This is a genomic window from Pseudomonas sp. JAI115 (assembly GCF_014200835.1).
GTDB lineage: Bacteria > Pseudomonadota > Gammaproteobacteria > Pseudomonadales > Pseudomonadaceae > Aquipseudomonas > Aquipseudomonas putida_A.
The window spans coordinates 609,173-626,610 of record NZ_JACHCY010000001.1 but is presented as its reverse complement, the minus strand read 5'-3'; the positions used below and the strand labels follow the sequence as shown (position 1 = coordinate 626,610).

At 61.5% G+C, this 17,438-nt stretch carries 19 protein-coding genes; 8 read left to right on the top strand and 11 right to left on the bottom strand.

Going from position 1 to position 17,438, the window contains the following annotated elements:
* Window positions 1-22 precede the first annotated feature (22 nt).
* On the top strand, window positions 23-1,627 hold the full coding sequence (locus HDC30_RS02745) for a methyl-accepting chemotaxis protein (RefSeq protein ID WP_183780551.1): 1,605 nt from the start codon (window positions 23-25) through the stop codon (window positions 1,625-1,627).
* Between the two features lie 112 nt (window positions 1,628-1,739).
* The gene (locus tag HDC30_RS02740) at window positions 1,740-1,940 is read left to right on the top strand and encodes a hypothetical protein (protein WP_007966907.1); all 201 of its coding nucleotides are present in this window, start codon (window positions 1,740-1,742) and stop codon (window positions 1,938-1,940) included.
* A gap of 6 nt (window positions 1,941-1,946) precedes the next feature.
* Here HDC30_RS02740 and HDC30_RS02735 read toward each other — a convergent pair whose 3' ends face one another.
* Together HDC30_RS02735 and HDC30_RS02730 are read right to left on the bottom strand one after the other, a co-directional pair.
* A complete protein-coding gene (locus HDC30_RS02735; protein WP_095666879.1) occupies window positions 1,947-2,183 on the bottom strand; it encodes a DUF2789 family protein in 237 nt (78 codons plus the stop codon).
* Window positions 2,184-2,230: 47 nt separating this feature from the next.
* Window positions 2,231-2,506, bottom strand: a complete 276-nt coding sequence (locus HDC30_RS02730) for a hypothetical protein (RefSeq protein ID WP_027612961.1) — start codon at window positions 2,504-2,506, stop codon at window positions 2,231-2,233.
* Window positions 2,507-2,908: 402 nt separating this feature from the next.
* On the opposite strand from HDC30_RS02730, the gene HDC30_RS02725 reads away from it, so the two are divergent.
* The 3 genes from HDC30_RS02725 (at window position 2,909) to HDC30_RS02715 (ending at window position 4,729) form a co-directional block, all read left to right on the top strand.
* A complete protein-coding gene (locus HDC30_RS02725; protein WP_096796375.1) occupies window positions 2,909-3,379 on the top strand; it encodes a hypothetical protein in 471 nt (156 codons plus the stop codon).
* Window positions 3,380-3,387: 8 nt separating this feature from the next.
* Complete coding sequence (locus HDC30_RS02720) at window positions 3,388-3,585, top strand: hypothetical protein (RefSeq protein WP_027612962.1); 198 nt, start codon at window positions 3,388-3,390, stop codon at window positions 3,583-3,585.
* 127 nt (window positions 3,586-3,712) lie between these two features.
* Window positions 3,713-4,729, top strand: coding sequence for an ABC transporter substrate-binding protein (locus HDC30_RS02715; RefSeq protein ID WP_097090304.1), 1,017 nt, complete (start codon window positions 3,713-3,715; stop codon window positions 4,727-4,729).
* 138 nt (window positions 4,730-4,867) lie between these two features.
* Here the strand turns inward: HDC30_RS02715 and HDC30_RS02710 are convergent, their stop codons facing one another.
* Together HDC30_RS02710 and HDC30_RS02705 are read right to left on the bottom strand one after the other, a co-directional pair.
* Entirely contained in the window at window positions 4,868-7,000 is a 2,133-nt protein-coding gene (locus tag HDC30_RS02710; RefSeq protein ID WP_183780549.1) for a TonB-dependent siderophore receptor, read from the bottom strand.
* Between the two features lie 92 nt (window positions 7,001-7,092).
* Window positions 7,093-7,482: a DUF2946 domain-containing protein gene (locus HDC30_RS02705; protein ID WP_097090306.1), complete on the bottom strand. Its 390-nt coding sequence runs from the start codon at window positions 7,480-7,482 to the stop codon at window positions 7,093-7,095.
* A 94-nt stretch (window positions 7,483-7,576) separates the two neighbouring features.
* Here HDC30_RS02705 and HDC30_RS02700 point away from each other — a divergent pair, with 94 nt between their 5' ends.
* The gene (locus HDC30_RS02700; RefSeq protein WP_097090307.1) at window positions 7,577-8,017 is read left to right on the top strand and encodes a DUF3995 domain-containing protein; all 441 of its coding nucleotides are present in this window, start codon (window positions 7,577-7,579) and stop codon (window positions 8,015-8,017) included.
* Window positions 8,018-8,144: 127 nt separating this feature from the next.
* Here the strand turns inward: HDC30_RS02700 and HDC30_RS02695 are convergent, their stop codons facing one another.
* From HDC30_RS02695 to HDC30_RS02665, 7 genes are all read right to left on the bottom strand, one after another.
* A complete protein-coding gene (locus HDC30_RS02695; RefSeq protein WP_096796380.1) occupies window positions 8,145-8,507 on the bottom strand; it encodes a Na+/H+ antiporter subunit G in 363 nt (120 codons plus the stop codon).
* Entirely contained in the window at window positions 8,504-8,782 is a 279-nt protein-coding gene (locus HDC30_RS02690; protein WP_003225959.1) for a K+/H+ antiporter subunit F, read from the bottom strand. Before HDC30_RS02690 ends, HDC30_RS02695 begins: the two co-directional genes overlap by 4 nt.
* Window positions 8,779-9,267, bottom strand: a complete 489-nt coding sequence (locus HDC30_RS02685) for a Na+/H+ antiporter subunit E (RefSeq protein WP_027612968.1) — start codon at window positions 9,265-9,267, stop codon at window positions 8,779-8,781. The genes HDC30_RS02690 and HDC30_RS02685 overlap by 4 nt, the downstream gene beginning before the upstream one ends.
* On the bottom strand, window positions 9,264-10,943 hold the full coding sequence (locus HDC30_RS02680; RefSeq protein ID WP_098964383.1) for a monovalent cation/H+ antiporter subunit D: 1,680 nt from the start codon (window positions 10,941-10,943) through the stop codon (window positions 9,264-9,266). The genes HDC30_RS02685 and HDC30_RS02680 overlap by 4 nt, the downstream gene beginning before the upstream one ends.
* Window positions 10,940-11,284, bottom strand: coding sequence for a Na+/H+ antiporter subunit C (locus HDC30_RS02675; RefSeq protein ID WP_003225953.1), 345 nt, complete (start codon window positions 11,282-11,284; stop codon window positions 10,940-10,942). Before HDC30_RS02675 ends, HDC30_RS02680 begins: the two co-directional genes overlap by 4 nt.
* The gene (locus HDC30_RS02670) at window positions 11,284-14,202 is read right to left on the bottom strand and encodes a monovalent cation/H+ antiporter subunit A (RefSeq protein ID WP_183780546.1); all 2,919 of its coding nucleotides are present in this window, start codon (window positions 14,200-14,202) and stop codon (window positions 11,284-11,286) included. Before HDC30_RS02670 ends, HDC30_RS02675 begins: the two co-directional genes overlap by 1 nt.
* Before the next feature lie 247 nt (window positions 14,203-14,449).
* Complete coding sequence (locus tag HDC30_RS02665) at window positions 14,450-15,385, bottom strand: DMT family transporter (RefSeq protein ID WP_183780543.1); 936 nt, start codon at window positions 15,383-15,385, stop codon at window positions 14,450-14,452.
* A gap of 85 nt (window positions 15,386-15,470) precedes the next feature.
* Between HDC30_RS02665 and HDC30_RS02660 the strand changes: the two genes are divergently transcribed.
* Window positions 15,471-16,034 (top strand): helix-turn-helix domain-containing protein, encoded by a 564-nt coding sequence (locus HDC30_RS02660; protein ID WP_103368869.1) that lies wholly within the window; start codon window positions 15,471-15,473, stop codon window positions 16,032-16,034.
* Entirely contained in the window at window positions 16,035-17,429 is a 1,395-nt protein-coding gene (locus HDC30_RS02655) for an FAD/NAD(P)-binding protein (RefSeq protein ID WP_183780540.1), read from the top strand.
* The last annotated feature ends 9 nt before the right edge of the window (window positions 17,430-17,438 follow it).

Below are 17,438 nucleotides of genomic sequence, written 5' to 3'. Positions count from 1 at the left end.
AGAACAAGCGTGGGGTGTTGATATGACGAGAGATGGATCTCTGGTTGGGGCTTTGCCCGCACCAGTGCTGTTGCCGAAAAACCGCTGGATCGCTCCGACCCTGCAAAGCATCGCCCTGATGCTGTTGCTCGCCGGCATGACGCTGGGTGGATGGTCGCTGTACATCGGCATGCCGCTGGCGGTGCTGATCGTCTGGCTGCCGCGCCTGCGATCGCGTGTCACCCCTGATGCTGCGCCTGTCGATACCGGCAGCGCGATTTCCGAACTCACCCGCGATCTTTCCTACACCACCAGTCATAACGCACTGTCAGCCGCCGGTGTGGCGTTTTCCGTCAAGCAACTGGCGAGCAAACTCGAATCGCAACTCGATGCGGCGGCGCAGATTGTCAGCAACGCCGAAGTGATGATCGCCACCGAACACGCTACTTCGCAGCTCAGTCGTGAAGCGCTGGACGCCGCCAGCGAAGCGCATCACAGCAGCGCGGCGGGGCGCACCGAACTGGTGGATTCGATTGCGCGCATGCATCAACTCAGTCAACGCGCCAACGCCAGCCGTGAATTGATCGAAGCCCTGAGCCTGCGCAGCGATGACATTCAACGGGTGACGCTGGTGATTCAGTCCATCGCCAGCCAGACCAATCTGCTGGCCCTCAACGCAGCGATTGAAGCGGCGCGGGCGGGTGAGCATGGCCGTGGTTTTGCGGTGGTGGCGGATGAGGTGCGTGGTCTGGCGGCGCGGACGGCCTCGGCGACCGGCGAGGTCGGGGAGATGGTCGCCGATATTCAGCAACGTACGGCGCAAGTGGTGGAGCAGATCCGCGAGCTGTCCAGCGATCTGCAGACCGGTGTCGAGCAGGTCGAGAACACCGGCCAGCATCTGGAAAACATCGCGCGGCTGGCGGCTGGGGTGGAAACCCAGGTCGGTGAAATCGCCCGTGGCGCGGAAACCAATCGCGAGCAGCTCGACAGTCTGTTCAAGGCCATCGAGCAGATGCGCAGTGATCTGGCGATCAGCGATCAACAAACCCGGCGTCTGGCCGAGGCCGCTGTGCAGATGGAAGGGCAGGCGGAAACCATCAGCGAGCGTCTGGCCGAAGTCGGTCTGGATGACTATCACCAGCGCGTCTATGACCTGGCGCGTGAGGGCGCGAGTCAGATTGCGGCGCGATTCGAGGCGGATGTCGAGCAGGGGCGGATCAGTCTTGAGGATTTGTTCGACCGTCAATATCAACCGATTCCCGGGACGCAGCCGGCGAAGTTTCAGACCCGTTTCGACCGCTACACCGATCAGGTGCTGCCGGCGATCCAGGAGCCGTTGCTGCCGCGCCATGAGGGGTTGGTGTTCGCCATCGCCTGCACGCCGCAGGGTTATGTGCCGACGCACAACCTGGCGTTCAGTCAGCCGTTGACTGGTGACCAGCAGATCGACGCGGTGGGTAATCGTACCAAACGCAAGTTCGCCGACCGCACCGGGATCCGCTGCGGCAGCCATCAACAGGCGGTGTTGCTGCAGACCTACACCCGTGACACCGGGGAGCTGATGCACGACTTGTCGGTGCCGATCATGGTCAAGGGCCGGCATTGGGGCGGTCTGCGCCTGGGTTACAAGCCGGAGAATCCGCACTGATCGATTGTTACCGCTCGCGCAATGAATCTGTGCACGGGCGTTGCTGTTTCCTCTGCGATGAAGTCATTAACATGGCCGTTAGTTAGGTAGCTAATGAAATCGAGAGGTCAGTATGTGCAGAGTCGATGTCGCGGTGATGATTGGCAGTGGTGTGCCCGCCGGATTGCGCGCGATGGGCCAGAGCGTCTGCTGGGTGGTGTTGCTCAATGGTGAGCGGCGTGGCACCGCGTTCGCCAGTCGCGACGAGGCGGAGGAGTGCAAGGCTGCCTGGCTCGCGCAACTGATGGCCGAGCCTGGCGACAGCCTGCACTGACATTTATTAACGTCCGTCGTGCAGGCGTACGTTCAATTCATCGACCATCACCGCTTCTTCGCCGTCGGCGCGCAGCCACTCCTTCAGCAGTTGCGCCTGTTGCGGCGTCCAGAACTCGGCATCGATCAACTTGGTGTTGGCATCCAGCGGATGTGCTTCGATGAAATCGTCGATGGCCCCGTTTTCCGATGGCAGGCCCAGTTGGTCGAACAGGGTTTTCAGATCATATGCAGGCAGTTCCATCGTGTACTCCTTTTTGCGTGTGCCGGAATGGCGCTGTCGCTCGCTCTTTATCTGAGGCAGCCGTTGGACAAGAGTTCGATCCGTGATTCAAGCAAGCGGGCGAGGGCGCACGCTTCGTTGTGGTCTTCGCGGAAACCTCTTACACGACCGGTGGAAGATTCCTTGATATGAAAGAACGCGTTACCTGCCGGGACCACCTGAAATCGTGGGGTCTGAACGCTTTGTGCGTATTGCGCAAGTTCCGGCAAATCAGTGCCGTGCAGCACGAAAGGCGTATCCATGACTGGTTTGGAGGGCTGGGCAAAGTGAGTCAGAGTGCACATATGAAGTCCTTTTCATGAGATAGCCGACGGTTACAGGTCGGTTCGGGTAGTCGGAAGCAGCATCGCTGCTCTAGAATCGCCAGTGTCTGCTGGCGACAGGTGCCTATCTAAAGCAATTTTTTACCGGCGATATGTCGGAAAAGGGCTTTTTTTCGTCAGTTTTTTCCCTAAAGTTTGTAGTCAGTCTTCGTTGCGCTTCAATGAAGATTTTTCCTTCAAGGCCTGGCGAACGTCGAGGCAAGTTTCTCGCCTGACTTTCCAGTAGTCTTGCGAACTTGTGATGTATGGGCGCTCCGCTTGTTTCAGGTGTACTGAAGTCATTCGGTAACAGCATCGGCCTGGCCGTTTTTTTGCCGTGCGCGTTTTGGCGCCGGGTACTTTTTCAGATGTGGGGATGTTTCTTTGGCAGTCAGTAACCTCGATATGCATGCTTTGTTCGTGTTGGGTGATTTGCGTGCAAAGCTGGTCAAGCTGTTCCAGTCGCGTTTTGTTTACATCACCGAACAGAACGCCGAAGGCATTTACGTGGCCGAGATCGACACTGAAAGTGCGTTGGTAGTCGATGACAAACCGGGGCTCAAGCTCAAGGTCGGCGATCATTTCAGTGCGGCCGTGCTGCCCAGCCGTGAAGGCGGCAAGATGGACATCCGCTTTCGCGAAATCAAACTCACGGTGTACGGCCTGGGCGACTACGCCTTTGTCGATACAGCGGACGGCCACGCGATCCTGTTCAAGGAAGGCCACAGCGTGGTGACGGTGTTCGCCGCGAACCAGCAACTGCAGGAAGGCCTGACCAAGACCCTGAAAGCCGTTACCGGTAAAGCGGCGAAGTGGCGCAAGGGCGAACTGATCACGTTTAAGGCCAGCGAGTGATTGGTGGTGTGAGTCGCGCCGACTTCCATTCGCAAAACCTTGACCGTGCGCGTGAGGAGGCATTGCGCCTGTTCAACGCCAAAGCCGAATTGCAGGGCGCGTGGCTGAACTGGGTGGCAGCGCAGATCTACACCTTGCGGCCTGCGGAATACGCCAGCATGGTCAGACGCGAGCTGCAAAGCTTGCAGGAAAAGTCTGAAACATAACCTCGCCGGGATTGGCCCCCGGAAAAAGCAGGAACCTCGGCTACAGTCAGTTGACTGAGTATTCAGAGGCTTGCGGTCTTCTGCCAGGCCATCCTGCTATTGCTGTGAACAGCACGAGGTGCAAAGCATGAAAGGAATTCGACGGCTATTGGCCGCCAGCGTGGTTTCGTTCGGTGTGCTGACGGCCGCGCAGCCGGCAGCGGCGGCACAGGCACCGATTCATTTTGCCGACCTGAACTGGGAAAGCGGCAGCCTGATCACCGATGTCCTGCGGATCATCGTCGAGAAGGGCTATGGCCTGCCGACCGATACGCTGCCGGGCACCACCATCACGCTTGAGACCGCGCTGGCCAACAATGACATTCAGGTCATTGGCGAAGAGTGGGCCGGGCGCAGTCCGGTGTGGGTCAAGGCTGAAGCGGAGGGCAAGGTCGTCAGTCTCGGCGATACGGTCAAGGGTGCGACTGAAGGCTGGTGGGTGCCGGAATACGTGATCAAGGGTGACCCGGCCAAGGGCATCAAGCCGCTGGCGCCGGACCTGCGCAGTGTCAGTGATCTGAAGAAATACAAAGATGTGTTCAAGGACCCGGAAAATCCGAGCAAGGGTCGGTTCCTCAACAGCCCGATCGGCTGGACCTCGGAAGTGGTGAACAAGCAGAAACTGACCGCTTACGGGCTGCAGGACGACTACACCAACTTCCGCAGTGGCTCGGGTGCGGCGCTGGATGCCGAGATCAGCTCTTCGATCCGTCGGGGCAAACCGGTGCTGTTCTATTACTGGTCGCCGACGCCATTGCTGGGCAAATTCAAACTGGTGCAGCTGGAAGAGCCACCGTTCGATGCCGAGGCGTGGAAGACCCTGACCGATGCCGATAACCCCAATCCGAAACCGACCCGTTCGCTGGCATCGAAGCTGTCGATTGGCGTGTCTACGCCGTTCCAGAAGCAGTATCCGCAGATCGCGGATTTCTTCAGCAAGGTGGATTTCCCGATCGAGCCGCTGAACAAGGCGTTGGCCGAGATGAGCGAGAAGCACACCGCGCCACGGCAGGCGGCTGAGGCCTTCATGAAGGCGCATCCGGAGGTGTGGCAGGCGTGGGTGCCGAAGGATGTGGCGGAGAAGGTGGCGGCTGATCTGAAATAAACGTTGAGACTGCTGGCCTCTTCGCGAGCAAGCCCGCTCCCACAATTGGAACGCGCTCTCCTGTGGGAGCAGGCTCACTCCCACAATTGGAACGTGTTTTTCTGTAGGAGCGGGCTTGCTCGCGAAGCTTTCCGGCTTTTAGAACTTCGTCTGCACCGCCAATTCAAAGGTGCGCGGTGTACCCAGATAGTAAGCCGGCGACACATGCGCAAACTCGGCATACACCTCGTTGGTCAGGTTGCGCACTCGGCCGGTGACGGTGGTGTGCGAGTCGACCTTGTAGCTGAGGAAGCTGCCGAACAGCGTGTACGACGGCACGGTCATGGTGTTCGCCGTGTCCGCATACACCGACGCCACATACCGCGCATCGACCCCACCTTGCCATTGCGGCGAAAAATCGTAAGTCAGCCATAGATTGCCGACCCGATCCGGAACGTTGGTCGGCGTGTTGCCCTTGCGTGAGACCACCGCGCCGGCGGCGTTCTTTTCGGTGAAGTCGTCGTATTGCGCATCGACCCAGGCGAAGTTGCCTTCGGCCAACAGCTTGTCGGTGATCCGCAGGGAGCTCGCGATCTCGATGCCTTTCGAAGTTTGCTGACCTACCGGGATGCTGCTGGTCGGGTCCAGCGGATCGGTCACGGCGAAGTCCTTGCGCTCGATGGTGTAGGCGGCAACCGTCGCCGAGCCACGGCCTTCCAGGTAGTCGAACTTACTGCCGACTTCCCATTGCTTGCCGGTGGAAACATCGAAGTCCTGCGTGCCATTCGGTTGCTCGGCGGCAGTGCTGTATTGCACGTAGACGCTGGCGGATGGGATGAACTGGTAGGTCAGGCCGACGCGTCCGGTGACCGGTTCCCAACTGCGTTTGAGGTGCTTGGGATTGGCGGCCGTCACGGTGCGGTGGTTGGTCACGTCGAGGTCGATGTCGTCGTAACGCAGGCCGGTGAGCAACGCCAGTTTGTCGGTCAGTGCCAGGCGGTTTTCCACGAACAGCGCCTTGGTGGTGACCTCGTTGGTCTTGTCGCTGATCAGTGTCGGGTTGGTGCCGGGAATGTCGTAGAAATGCCCCGGACGGTAGTTGTTCGGATCCTCCGTGCTTGCGCCTTTGATATTCAACGGCGAGTTGGTGGTCTGGTTGACCTTGTACTCGAAACCGCCGAACCAGGTGGTGTCGAGGCCGAACAGGGTGTTGTCGTGGCGCAGCTCGAACTGGTTGCCGTTCTGCTCACCCTGATGCCGCACTTGATAGGCGGTGGAGCGGTTCACCGCCGTGTTGTCGGCGTTGTACTGATAGGTTTCGAGGTTGCGGTAGTCGCGTTGGCTGTCGAGGTGATACAGCGTATTGCGCAGAGTGGTGCTGTCGTTGATCCGGTAATCGATGATCGAACGCACCCAGATCGTGCGCTGTTCGTAGCGCCCGTCCTCGACGTTGTAGTTGTTGAAGCGATTGTGTTTGTCGATCTTCAACTCGCCGGCTTTGGGGTTGAGCACCGGCGTGCCCCAGTACGGGCTGTCTTCGTGTTCGTCCTGATATTCCAGGGCCAGGGTGTGCGACAGATCCGGCGTGAGGTCGCTGAGCAACGAGAACGCCACGCTCCAGGCATCGCGCTCCTGACGGTCGATGTAGCCGTTGCTGGTGTTGTGGCTGACATCGAGCCGCGCGTAGTGCTGCACGTCGGCGCTCGGGTCGGTCAGCGCGTGGTTGAGGCCGAACGCGGTTTCGGTGGTGTCGTAGCTGCCGTAGCTGACGCGACCTTCGGCGGCTTGTTCGTCGCGGGTCGCCAGTTTGGTCACGTAGTTCAACGAGCCGCCGACCGAGCCTGCGCCGTTGATCAGCGAAGATGGGCCGCCCACCAGTTCGACTCGATCATAGATCCATGAATCCACCGGCCGGGCGAGGCCGCCGGAGACGGTGACGCCATTGAACATCTGGGTGATCTGGCTGCTGGTGAAACCGCGATAGGAGACGAATCCGCCAAAGCCTGGCGGCGCGCTGGCATTGACCCCAGGCAGGGTGTTGGCGGCGTCCTGAAAGTTTTGTGCGCCGTGGCGTTCGATGTCGTTGCGGTTGGCGACGGCCACCGAGGCCGGTGTGTCGCGCACGCTCAAGCCGAGGCGCGAGGCCATGCCGCTGGATTGATCGAGGCTCAGGCCTGGTTCGCTGGTGGATTCGCCGTCGATGGTGATCGGCGCCAGGTCTACGGTGGATTGCGCCCAGGCGTTAAGGGACAGGCAGCCGCACAGGCTCGCCAGCAGAGGAATATGTTTCATCGTTGAATCCTGAATGCTTGTCTAGGAATCAGCGCACAGGCGAACGCCGCGCGTTGGCGCAGTGAGCTGAAAAATCAAAAAGGCAAAGACACTCAGGCGAGCGGCGGGGCGCGAGGGTTGGCCGAAGGCCAGGTGAAGCGGGCAGGAAGGTCGGCACTGACGATGGGCGCCAGCGGCGGGCTGTGTTGCTCGGGCAGAACCGCGAGGGTCAGGCTGGAGTTGAACGCCGGACCCATGCCGCCGCCGACCGAGCACAGCGGGCAGCCAAACGCCTTGGACAGGGTCGGCAATTGTTCTTCGCCGGGATTGCTGGTCAGTGGCGCTTGGGTGGCCGGGTCGACCGTACAGAACTGGCCGCCGATGCCGTTGAGCTGCATCCCGACCATTTGCCCGTGACCGATGCTGCAGGCGAACACGTTGAACAGGACGCAGCAATAAAGCATCCAGGCCAGCAGTGAACGATCGGAACGGGTGAATTTCATGGGGCGGCACTTTACCGTACCGCTGATCGGTCGTGCACTTCAAAAAATGCCGACTAGGATGTTTTGTTCAAATCCCTCGAAAGGATTCTCGACCATGACCTTTGTGTTGGCTCAATGGCTGGTGACGATATTTGCGGCAATCAGCCTGGTACACGTGTATTGGGCGCTGGGTGGGCAATGGGCGGCGGTGGCGGCGGTACCGCAAGTGCCGGTGCGAGGACTGGTGGCGACGGTGCGACCGGCGTTCAAACCGTCAGGCTGGATTACCTTGCTGGTAGCGGCAGCATTGTTGGTGATTGCCGCGCTGGTGTGCATGCGGGTCGGCTGGGGCATGCCGGCGGTGCATCACAAAGCGTTGCAATGGGTGATCAGTGCGATTGCGTTATTGATGTTCGCCCGGGCGATCGGCGATTCGAATCTGGTGGGGTTTTTCAAGGAAGTGAAGGGGTCGCGGTTTGCGCGGCTGGATACCTGGGTGTATTCGCCGCTGTGTCTGGTGTTGGGGGCGGGGTTGTTGGCGGTGGCTTGGGTCTGACCCGGTTCATGTGTTGGCAATGCCGGCCTCTTCGCGAGCAAGCCCGCTCCCACAGGGGAAATGCATTCCAAATGTGGGAGCGGGCTTGCTCGCGAAGAGGCCAGTTCAGACACCCTGGATGTAGAAACTAACTACCACTCTCGGTGCGGCGACTACTCACCTCAGCCGGCACATCATCCCCGGCCATGCGCTTGCGGAACAAAGCCGCCCGCGCCAGCAGCAACGTAGTCACCGGCACGGTAATCGCCAGCAGAATCGGAATCAGCCAGGCATGCATCACCGGCCCGGACTTGAGTGCCGAAAAGCAGATGATCGACGCCAGCGCCACACACCACGCGCCGATTGTCGAGGCCAGCGCCGGCGGATGCATGCGCTGGAAGTAATCCTTCATGCGCAGCAATCCGGTCGCGCCAATCAGTGCAAACACCCCGCTGAGCACCAGCAGGATCGCCACCGGAATCTCCACCCACAGCGATAATTCAGCATTCATTCGATCACCTCGCCACGCAGCAGGAATTTCGCCAGGGCAAACGAGCCGACGAAGCCGAACAGCGCGATCAGCAGCGCTGCCTCGAAATAAGTGTCACTGGAATAACGAATGCCCAGGGTCAGCATCATCAGCATGGCGACGATGTACAGGTAATCCAGCGCGAGTACCCGATCCTGTGCCGACGGCCCCTTGAACAGGCGAATCAGGGTCAGGACCATTGCCAGCGAGAACAGGAACAGCGTCAGCAGAATCGCGTTCGACAGCAGCGGGCTCATTCGAAAATCTCCATCAACGGCTGCTCGTAGGCAGTCTTGAAGTGGTGGATGAAGTGCGCCTCGTCATCCAGATCCCAAACGTGCAGCAGCAGAATGCTGCGATCCAGCGCCAGCTCCGACCACACGGTGCCGGGCACCACGGTGCAGATCATCGCCAGCGCCGCCAGACCGTTGGCGTCGCGCAGGTCCAGCGGCACTTTGACGAAGCGCGAGCGCGGCGGGCGGCGACCGGCGTTGATCACGCCCCAGGCGACGATCAGGTTGGAGAGGATCACGTCACGACCGACCATCACGAACAGGCGCAAAATCGTCAGCGGACGGCGGATGCGCACCTGTTTCGGGCGCAGCTTGCGCATCATCAACGGTGCGGCGAAGCCGAGGATTGCGCCGAGCAGCAGGTTGCCCGGGCTGACTGACAGGTTCAGCGTCAGCCACAAAACCCACAACGCCAGTGACAGCAACGGTGCCGGAAATACGCGCTTCATGGCTGCACCTCCAGCATCGCCGCTTTGGCTTCAGGGCTGGGAACGGCGCGGGTGCCGAGCACCGCCATCACGTATTGCTGCGGGTTGTTCAGCGCGTCCGCGGTGGCCTGGGTGTAACGCAGCAGCGGCTCGGCCTTGAAGGTCAGGGCGATGCTCAATCCCAGCAGCAGGAAGATCGGCGCGCATTCAAGCTTGCGCAGCAGCGGCGACGGGCGCTCCTCGGGCGTCCAGAAACGCTGGATGCCCATGCGCGCGAATGCCATCAACGAGGCCAGTCCGGACAGGATCAGCAGCGCCAGCAACGCCCATGCAGCGTTCGAGATCGGTGCCTCGCCGCCCAGCCCCAGCGGATTGAGCAGCGCACCGATCAGGTTAAGCTTGCCGATGAATCCGGACAGCGGCGGCATGCCGATGATCAGCAGCGCACAGGCAATGAAACTCAAGCCGAGAAACGCCATGGTCCACGGAATGACCTGACCGACCACGGCTTTCTGCTCGTCGTCGAGGTTGATGCCCTTGGGCGGTTGCAGCGATTCCTGCGGACGCGGCAGCAACTCGCTTTCATCCTCCAGCGGGATTTCGTTGGCCGAACGCGAACGCTCGATCAACTCCGCCAGCAGGAATAGCGCACTCAGTGCCAGGGTCGAGCTGACCAGATAGAATAGCGCCGCGCCGATCAGGTTTGGCTGGGCGAAACCCACCGCCGACAACAGAATCCCGGCCGACACCAGAATGCTCAGGCTGGCCATGCGCTCCAGACGCTGTGCAGCCAGAATCGCCAGCGCCGCGCAGGCGATGGTCGCCATGCCGCCGTAGATGAGCCAGTCGCCACCGAAGAAGGCCGAGGCTCCGGCCTGACTGGAAAACAGCAGCGTCCACAGGCGCAGCAGGGTGTAGACGCCGACCTTGGTCATGATCGCGAACATCGCCGCCACCGGCGCACTGGCCGAGGAGTAGGCCGGCACCAGCCAGAAGTTCAGCGGCCACATGCCGGCCTTCGCCAGAAACGCCACCGCAAGAATCCCCGCGCCAGCATGCAGCAAGCCACGGTCGGCTTCCGGCACCAGCGGAATCTTCAGCGCCAGATCGGCCATGTTCAGCGTACCGGTGACGCCATAGATCAGCGCCGCGCCAATCAGAAACAGCGACGAGGCCAGCAGGTTGATCGAGATGTAATGCAGCCCCGACGATACCCGCGCCCGACCCGAACCGTGCAGCAACAGGCCATACGAGGCGGCGAGCAGCACTTCGAAGAACACGAACAGGTTGAACAGGTCGGCGGTGAGGAAGGCGCCATACAGGCCCATCAGCTGAATCTGGAACAACGCGTGGAAGCTCGATCCCGCGCCGTCCCAGCGCGCCATGGCGAACAGCAGGGCGCTGACGCCGATGATCCCGGTCAACACCAGCATCAAGGCCGAGAGGCGATCAACCACCAGCACGATGCCGAACGGCGCCTGCCAGTTGCCCGGCAGGTACACGCCGATGGAACCGGGCACGCCGGTGGTTTGTGTCCACTGCAGCAGCATCACCGAAATGAACAGGCCGACGAGGCTGGAGAACAGATTGATTTTCGCCTTCAGCGGTCGGTGCTTTTCGCCGAGCATCAACATGATGGCGGCGGTCAGCAGCGGCAGCAGGATCGGTGCCGCGATCAGGTGAGTCATCGCCATCATTCCTTGGGCTCCCGGCCGTCGACGTGGTCGGTGCCGGTCAGGCCCCGCGACGCCAGCAGCACCACCAGGAACAACGCGGTCATGGCGAAGCTGATGACGATGGCGGTCAGCACCAGGGCCTGCGGCAGCGGATCGGTGTAGTGCAGCAGGTCCTGGGTCACGCCGTCCTTGATCACCGGTTCTTTACCGATGAACAGGCTGCCCATGCTGAAGATGAACAGGTTGACCGCGTAGGACAGCAGGCACAGGCCCATGACCACCTGAAATGTCCGTGGCCGCAACACCAGCCACACGCCGGACGCGGCGAGCACGCCGATGGCGATTGCGATGACTTCTTCCATCAGACGGCTCCTTTGCTGGCGACGGACTTGGGCAGCGACGCGGTCTTGTGACCACGCACCGATTGGTGGGCGAGGGCGGTGAGGATCAGCAGCGTCGAGCCCACGACCACGGCGTACACGCCGATATCGAAGAACAGCGCGCTGGCGATATGGATCTCGCCCAGCAGCGGCAAGGCGAAATGCCAGGTGTGGGTGGTCAGGAACGGATAACCAACCGCCATCGCCCCGAGACCGGTGGCGGTGGCGAACAGCAGCCCGGTGCCCATCCAGCGCAGCGGTCGCAGGCTCATTTGCGCCTCGACCCACTGCGTGCCGGCGACCATGTATTGCAGGATGAACGCCACCGACATCACCAGTCCGGCGACGAAACCGCCGCCCGGCTGGTTGTGACCGCGCATGAACAGGTAGCACGACACCACCAGCGCAATCGGCAGCAACAGGCGCACCAGCACCGCCGGCACCATCATGAAGCCGAGCGCGGTGTCGCTGGCGCTGCGCGGGTTGACCAGATCGGTGACCACGTCCGGCGCGAGCAGGCGTTGCTGGGCCGGCAGTTGCAGGCTTTCTTTCGGCGGGCGGAAGCGTCGCAGCAGGGCGAACACGGTCAGCGCCACGGCCACCAGCACGGTGATTTCACCGAGGGTGTCGAAGCCGCGGAAGTCCACCAGCATCACGTTGACCACGTTGCTGCCACCACCCTCGGGCATGGCGCGACTGAGGTAGAACGAGGAAATGTCGTTGGGCGTTTGCCGCGTCAGCATCGCGTAGGACAGCAGCGCCATGCCGGCGCCGACGGCAATCGACAGCAGCAAGTCGCGCAAGCGGCGCACGCGGGCCTTGCGCAGGCTCGACGGCAGTGGCGAGACTTCTTCGATGCGTCGCGGCAGCCAGCGCAGACCGAGCAGGATCAGCACCGTGGTCACCACTTCCACCGCCAGTTGCGTCAGGGCCAGATCCGGCGCCGAGAACCAGACGAAGGTCACGCAGGTCATCAACCCGCAGACGCTGACCATGGTCAGGGCGGCGAGACGGTGATACTTGGCCTGCCACGCGGCGCCGAGGGCGCAGGCAATCGCCAGCAGCCACAGGGTGACGAACACGATGGAACCCGGAATCTTCGGCCGGTCGCCCCAGCTCAGGCTGCTGTGCAACATCGGGATCAGGCCGGCGAGCACTGCCGCCAAGACCATCAGGAACAGTTGCATTTGCAGGCGGCGGGTGCCGAGTCGGCGTTCTACCCGACGGGCCATGCGCATCATCAGCACCAGACTGCGCTCGAACAGGCGCTTGCCGTTGAAGCGACCCACCAGCGGCGTGTATTTGAAGCGGCCCCGCTTGAGCTGGTTGCGCAGCAGCAGATAGACCACGATGCCGCTGGACATGGCGATCAGGCTCATGATCATCGGCGCGTTGAGACCGTGCCAGATCGCCAGGCTGTATTCCGGCAGCGTCCCGCCCACCACCGGCAGCGCGGCAGCCGCGAGCAGTGGGCCGACCACTTGCGCCGGGAAGATCCCGACGACCAGACAGGTGAACACCAGCAGCTCGACTGGCGCACGCATCCAGCGCGGCGGTTCGTGCGGGGTGTGCGGCAGGTCGGTGGCGGTAGGGCCGAAAAACACGTCGACGGTAAAGCGCAGCGAGTAGGCGACGCTGAAGGTACCGGCAATGGTCGCGACAATTGGCAGCGCCGCTTCGACCCACGCGGTGGCGTTGATGAACACGGTCTCGGCGAAGAACATTTCTTTCGACAGGAAGCCGTTGAGCAGCGGTACGCCGGCCATCGACGCGCTGGCGACCATGGCCAATGTGGCGGTGAACGGAATCAGTTTGATCAGGCCGCTGAGTTTGCGGATGTCACGGGTGCCGCTTTCGTGGTCGATGATCCCGGCGGCCATAAACAGCGACGCCTTGAAGGTCGCGTGGTTGAGAATGTGGAACACCGCAGCGACCGCTGCCAGCGGGCTGTTCAGGCCGAGCAGCAGGGTGATCAGGCCCAGATGGCTGATGGTCGAGTAGGCCAGCAGGCCCTTGAGATCGTTCTGGAACATCGCGCAGTAGGCGCCGAGCAACAACGTACACGCACCGGCGCCGCTGACGATGTAGAACCATTCTTCACTGCCGGACAGCGACGGCCACAGGCGCGCAAGCAGGAACACCCCGGCCTTGACCATGGTCGCCGAGTGCAGATAGGCCGAAACCGGAGTGGGCGCCGCCATCGCGTGCGGTAGCCAGAAATGGAAGGGGAACTGGGCGCTTTTACTGAGCGCGCCAATGAGGATGAGAGGAAGCAGAACAGGGTAGAGAGCATGTGCGCGAATCTGATCGCCGGCGGCCAGGACCTTGTCCAGGTCATAGCTGCCGACGACATGGCCGAGGATCATGACCCCCGCCAGCAGGCATAGTCCCCCGGCACCGGTGACCATCAGCGCCATATAAGCGCCACGCCGGGCATCCGAGCGGTGGTGCCAGTAGCCGATCAACAGGAACGAGAAGAGGCTGGTCAGCTCCCAGAAGAACACGATCTGGATCAGGTTGCCGGAGATCACCAGCCCGAGCATGGCGCCCATGAACGCCAGGAAAAAGGCGAAGAAGCGCGGCACCGGGTCGTCCGGCGACATGTAATAACGCGCATATAAAGAGACCAGAGCGCCGATGCCCAGCACCAGCAACGAGAACAACCAGGCGAAGCCGTCCATGCGCAGGACGAAATTCAAACCGAGGCTGGGCAGCCACATGAATTCTTCGCGGATCACCCCGCCGTGGGCGATTTGCGGGTACAACAGCGCGACCTGCACGGTGCCGATCAAAGCGACCAGACCTGCCAACAGGGATTCGGTATTACGCGCGTTGTGTGGCAGCACCGCTGCCAGACAGCTGCCAATGAATGGCAGAAGCAGTAGAACTATCAGGGACATAGGCTTCTAATCTGCGGAAGTTTGTGAAGCATCATACGTGCCAGCTCCCTGATTACCAAACGCCAGGATGTCTCAGAATCCTACAAAGTAGTCTGGAATTTTCTGTTTGGCATTGTTTCAGGTAGATGGATATTGCTTGGAATGGCCTCATCGCGAGCAGGCTCACTCCTACAGGGGAAACGCATTTCAATTGTAGGAGTGAGCCTGCTCGCGATAGCTACGGTTCAGGCACTAAAGATATTGCGGATTAACCTTGGGTCTCCCGCTCCAGCTCCGCGTCTTCTTCGACAACCTTACCCTTGGTCTTCAGCTCGCTGACAATCACCGCCGCCACAATCAACCCCGCACCCACCAGCGCAATCGCCGGCAAGCGCTCCCCGGCGATTCGCCCGACGATCCCGGCCCACACCGGCTCACCGGCATAGATCAACGTCGCCCGGGTCGGCGAAACGCTTTTCTGCGCCCAGTTCATCGCCACCTGAATCGCCGCACTCGCCGCGCCGAGTCCCAGCGCGGTCACCAGCAAGGTCCAGGAAAAATCCGGAAGCGTTTCACCGGTCGGCACCACCAGCAGGAACGACAGCACCGAGGTCGCCGCCAGTTGCACCACGGTCACCCGGCGTACATCGACTTGACCGGCATAGGTGCTGATCAAAATGATCTCGGCGGCTATCGCGATGGCGCTGATCAGCGTGGCGATTTCGCCGGGGCTGAAGTTCAGCGCGGCCCCGGACGGCCCGGACAACAGCATCAAACCGGTAAACGCCAGCATGATGCCAATGCTCGGCATCAACCCCGGCCGACGGCCCAGCACCAGCCATTGCAGCAACGGCACGAAGGGCACGTACAGTGCGGTGATGAATGCCGACTGACTGCTCGGGATCGTTTGCAGACCAACCGTCTGCAAGCCATAACCGAGCATGATCGCCACGCCGATGAACGATCCGGCCTTGATCTCGAACAGGGTCAGTTCACGCAAGTGGCGCCAGGAGAACAGCGCGACAATGGCGGCCGCAGCGGCAAAGCGCAGGCCGACAAAGAACATCGGTCCACTGACGGTCATGGCGTGTTGCACCAGCAGAAACGTACCGCCCCAGACCATGGTGATCAGCACCAGCACGCACTCGGCCTTGCTGAAACGGGAGAAGCGAAGAGGCGTGGGGGAGCTGTTCACTGACGTCATGTCCTTGCGCACTATAAAAGGCAGGACGCACAATGCGCCCAACGTTGCGCAGTATACTGCCCAACCCCACCGAGTGAGCAATATAGTGCACAAAGATTCCAGCCAACGGGCGTCCGTCCTGCAACACGTCAGTCACAACGTCCGGCGCCTGCGCCACGCTGCCGACATGAGCCAGACCGCGCTGGCGGAAAAGTCCGGCGTCAGTCGGCGCATGCTGGTGGCGATCGAGGCCGGGGAAAAGAATGTCAGCCTGACCACTCTCGATCGCGTTGCCGAAGCGCTCGACGTGGCCTTCAGCGACCTGATCCAGGCCCCAGACGCACGCGATACCAGCCGCATCAACGAGGTGGCGTGGGCCGGGGTGATTCCCGGGAGCAAAGCGGTACTGCTATCCAAGGCCACCGCCACCCGTGAAGTCGAACAGTGGGAATGGTGTCTGCAACCGGGGGAGGTCTATCCGTCGCAACCCGACGCCGATGGCTGGAGCGAGCAGATTTATGTGTTCGAAGGTTGCCTGACGCTAACGGTGGGTGATGTGACCAATACCATTGCGAGCGGCGAGTTTTTCATGTTTGCCAGCAACCAGCCCCATGGCTATCGCAATGACGGGCCGGTGGCGGTGCGCTTTGTGCGCAATGTGGTGATTTGAATGAGTCAGAACGCAGACATCCTGATCATCGGCGGTGGCCTCAGCGGCACGATGCTGGCCGTGCAGTTGCTGCGACTGCCCGGCCAGCGTCGGATCCTGATCATCGAACCGCGCGCCGAACTCGGCCGTGGCGAAGCTTACAGCGCCGTCGAACTGGGCCACACGCTCAACAGCAATGCGGCGCGCATGAGTGTCGACCCCGATAACCCCGATGACCTGACTCAATGGCTGACCGCGCACATCGCTGCCGGTGGCTGGCCGGAATCTGCCGAGCAGGATGTGCCGATCAGTGAGCTGTTCCCTCCACGCGGGCTGTTTGGCGTGTATGTGCAGCGGCGTCTGGCCGAGGCGCGCGTCGTTGGTGCGCAGCATGGTTCGACCGTCGAGCACGTTCGCGCTGAAGTCGTCGATCTGCAAACTGATGCGGATTCGGTGCAAATGAGCTTGAGCAATGGGCAGACTCTGCGCGGCGCCTATGCCGTGCTCGCTACGGGCATGTTCCCCGCCGCGCGCACGCCGCAGAAAGAGTCCAGCGGCCTGAATGCCGCAGCGCTTGATCCGTGGGATGTCGCGGCGATGCGTCAGCTCGATCCGCAGTCGACTGTGCTGATCATCGGCTCCGGCCTGACCATGGTCGATGCCGTGGTTTCACTGGAGCAGGCCGGTCATCGCGGGCCGATTGAAGTGTTTTCCCGTCACGGACTGTTGCCCCATGTGCGTCGGCAACCGCCGGCGTGGGTGGATTTTCTTGCCGAAGATCAGAGCATTCGCACACCTCGACAGTTGTTGCGCGAGCTGCGCAGGCATTGCCGCGATGCGATCGCTCAGGGCATCGATTGGCAGGCGCCGCTGGACACGGTGCGGGCCCATATCGGACGGCTGTGGAGTCAGGCGACTGACGTGCAGCGTCGACAATTCGTACGCCATGTGCGGCCGTGGTGGGAGAGTCATCATCACCGGTCGCCGCCGCTGAGTGCCCAATTGGTCGAGCGGTTGCAGGGCGAAGGGCGGTTGCGGATTCAGGCAGCGTCGTTCAAAGGGTTAGAACCTGGCGCGGAGGGCGGCGTGAGCATTCGCATTCGTCGCCGTGGTGAAGCTGAAACCTGCTTAGTTCATGGCGCAGCGCTGATTAATTCCAGCGGCATTGAATATGACTGGCGTCGGGTCGCGCGGCCATTGCCGCAGCAGTTGTTGGCGCGCGGACTGGTGCGGTCGGGGCCGTTGGCGTTGGGGATCGCGGCTGCGATTGATGGTGCGGTGCTGAACGAACACGGGCAGGTAGCGAACCGGCTGTTCGCCATGGGCCCTCCGTTGCGAGGGATGTGGTGGGAGAGTACGGCGGTGACGGATGTGGCGTCACAGGCGAAGGCGTTGGCTCTGAGACTGGTGCGGTGAAGTCGAGGT

What these genes read in the sequence shown, in the direction of transcription:
- HDC30_RS02730 (WP_027612961.1), bottom strand. Translation starts at nt 2,506, where the DNA reads ATGTGCACTCTGACTCACTTTGCCCAGCCCTCCAAACCAGTCATGGAT.
- HDC30_RS02685 (WP_027612968.1), bottom strand. Translation starts at nt 9,267, where the DNA reads ATGAAGCGCGTATTTCCGGCACCGTTGCTGTCACTGGCGTTGTGGGTT.
- HDC30_RS02655 (WP_183780540.1), top strand. Translation starts at nt 16,035, where the DNA reads ATGAGTCAGAACGCAGACATCCTGATCATCGGCGGTGGCCTCAGCGGC.
- HDC30_RS02735 (WP_095666879.1), bottom strand. Translation starts at nt 2,183, where the DNA reads ATGGAACTGCCTGCATATGATCTGAAAACCCTGTTCGACCAACTGGGC.
- HDC30_RS02710 (WP_183780549.1), bottom strand. Translation starts at nt 7,000, where the DNA reads ATGAAACATATTCCTCTGCTGGCGAGCCTGTGCGGCTGCCTGTCCCTT.
- HDC30_RS02745 (WP_183780551.1), top strand. Translation starts at nt 23, where the DNA reads ATGACGAGAGATGGATCTCTGGTTGGGGCTTTGCCCGCACCAGTGCTG.
- HDC30_RS02675 (WP_003225953.1), bottom strand. Translation starts at nt 11,284, where the DNA reads ATGGAAGAAGTCATCGCAATCGCCATCGGCGTGCTCGCCGCGTCCGGC.
- HDC30_RS02740 (WP_007966907.1), top strand. Translation starts at nt 1,740, where the DNA reads ATGTGCAGAGTCGATGTCGCGGTGATGATTGGCAGTGGTGTGCCCGCC.
- HDC30_RS02670 (WP_183780546.1), bottom strand. Translation starts at nt 14,202, where the DNA reads ATGTCCCTGATAGTTCTACTGCTTCTGCCATTCATTGGCAGCTGTCTG.
- HDC30_RS02705 (WP_097090306.1), bottom strand. Translation starts at nt 7,482, where the DNA reads ATGAAATTCACCCGTTCCGATCGTTCACTGCTGGCCTGGATGCTTTAT.
- HDC30_RS02715 (WP_097090304.1), top strand. Translation starts at nt 3,713, where the DNA reads ATGAAAGGAATTCGACGGCTATTGGCCGCCAGCGTGGTTTCGTTCGGT.
- HDC30_RS02690 (WP_003225959.1), bottom strand. Translation starts at nt 8,782, where the DNA reads ATGAGCCCGCTGCTGTCGAACGCGATTCTGCTGACGCTGTTCCTGTTC.
- HDC30_RS02665 (WP_183780543.1), bottom strand. Translation starts at nt 15,385, where the DNA reads ATGACGTCAGTGAACAGCTCCCCCACGCCTCTTCGCTTCTCCCGTTTC.
- HDC30_RS02695 (WP_096796380.1), bottom strand. Translation starts at nt 8,507, where the DNA reads ATGAATGCTGAATTATCGCTGTGGGTGGAGATTCCGGTGGCGATCCTG.
- HDC30_RS02700 (WP_097090307.1), top strand. Translation starts at nt 7,577, where the DNA reads ATGACCTTTGTGTTGGCTCAATGGCTGGTGACGATATTTGCGGCAATC.
- HDC30_RS02680 (WP_098964383.1), bottom strand. Translation starts at nt 10,943, where the DNA reads ATGATGGCGATGACTCACCTGATCGCGGCACCGATCCTGCTGCCGCTG.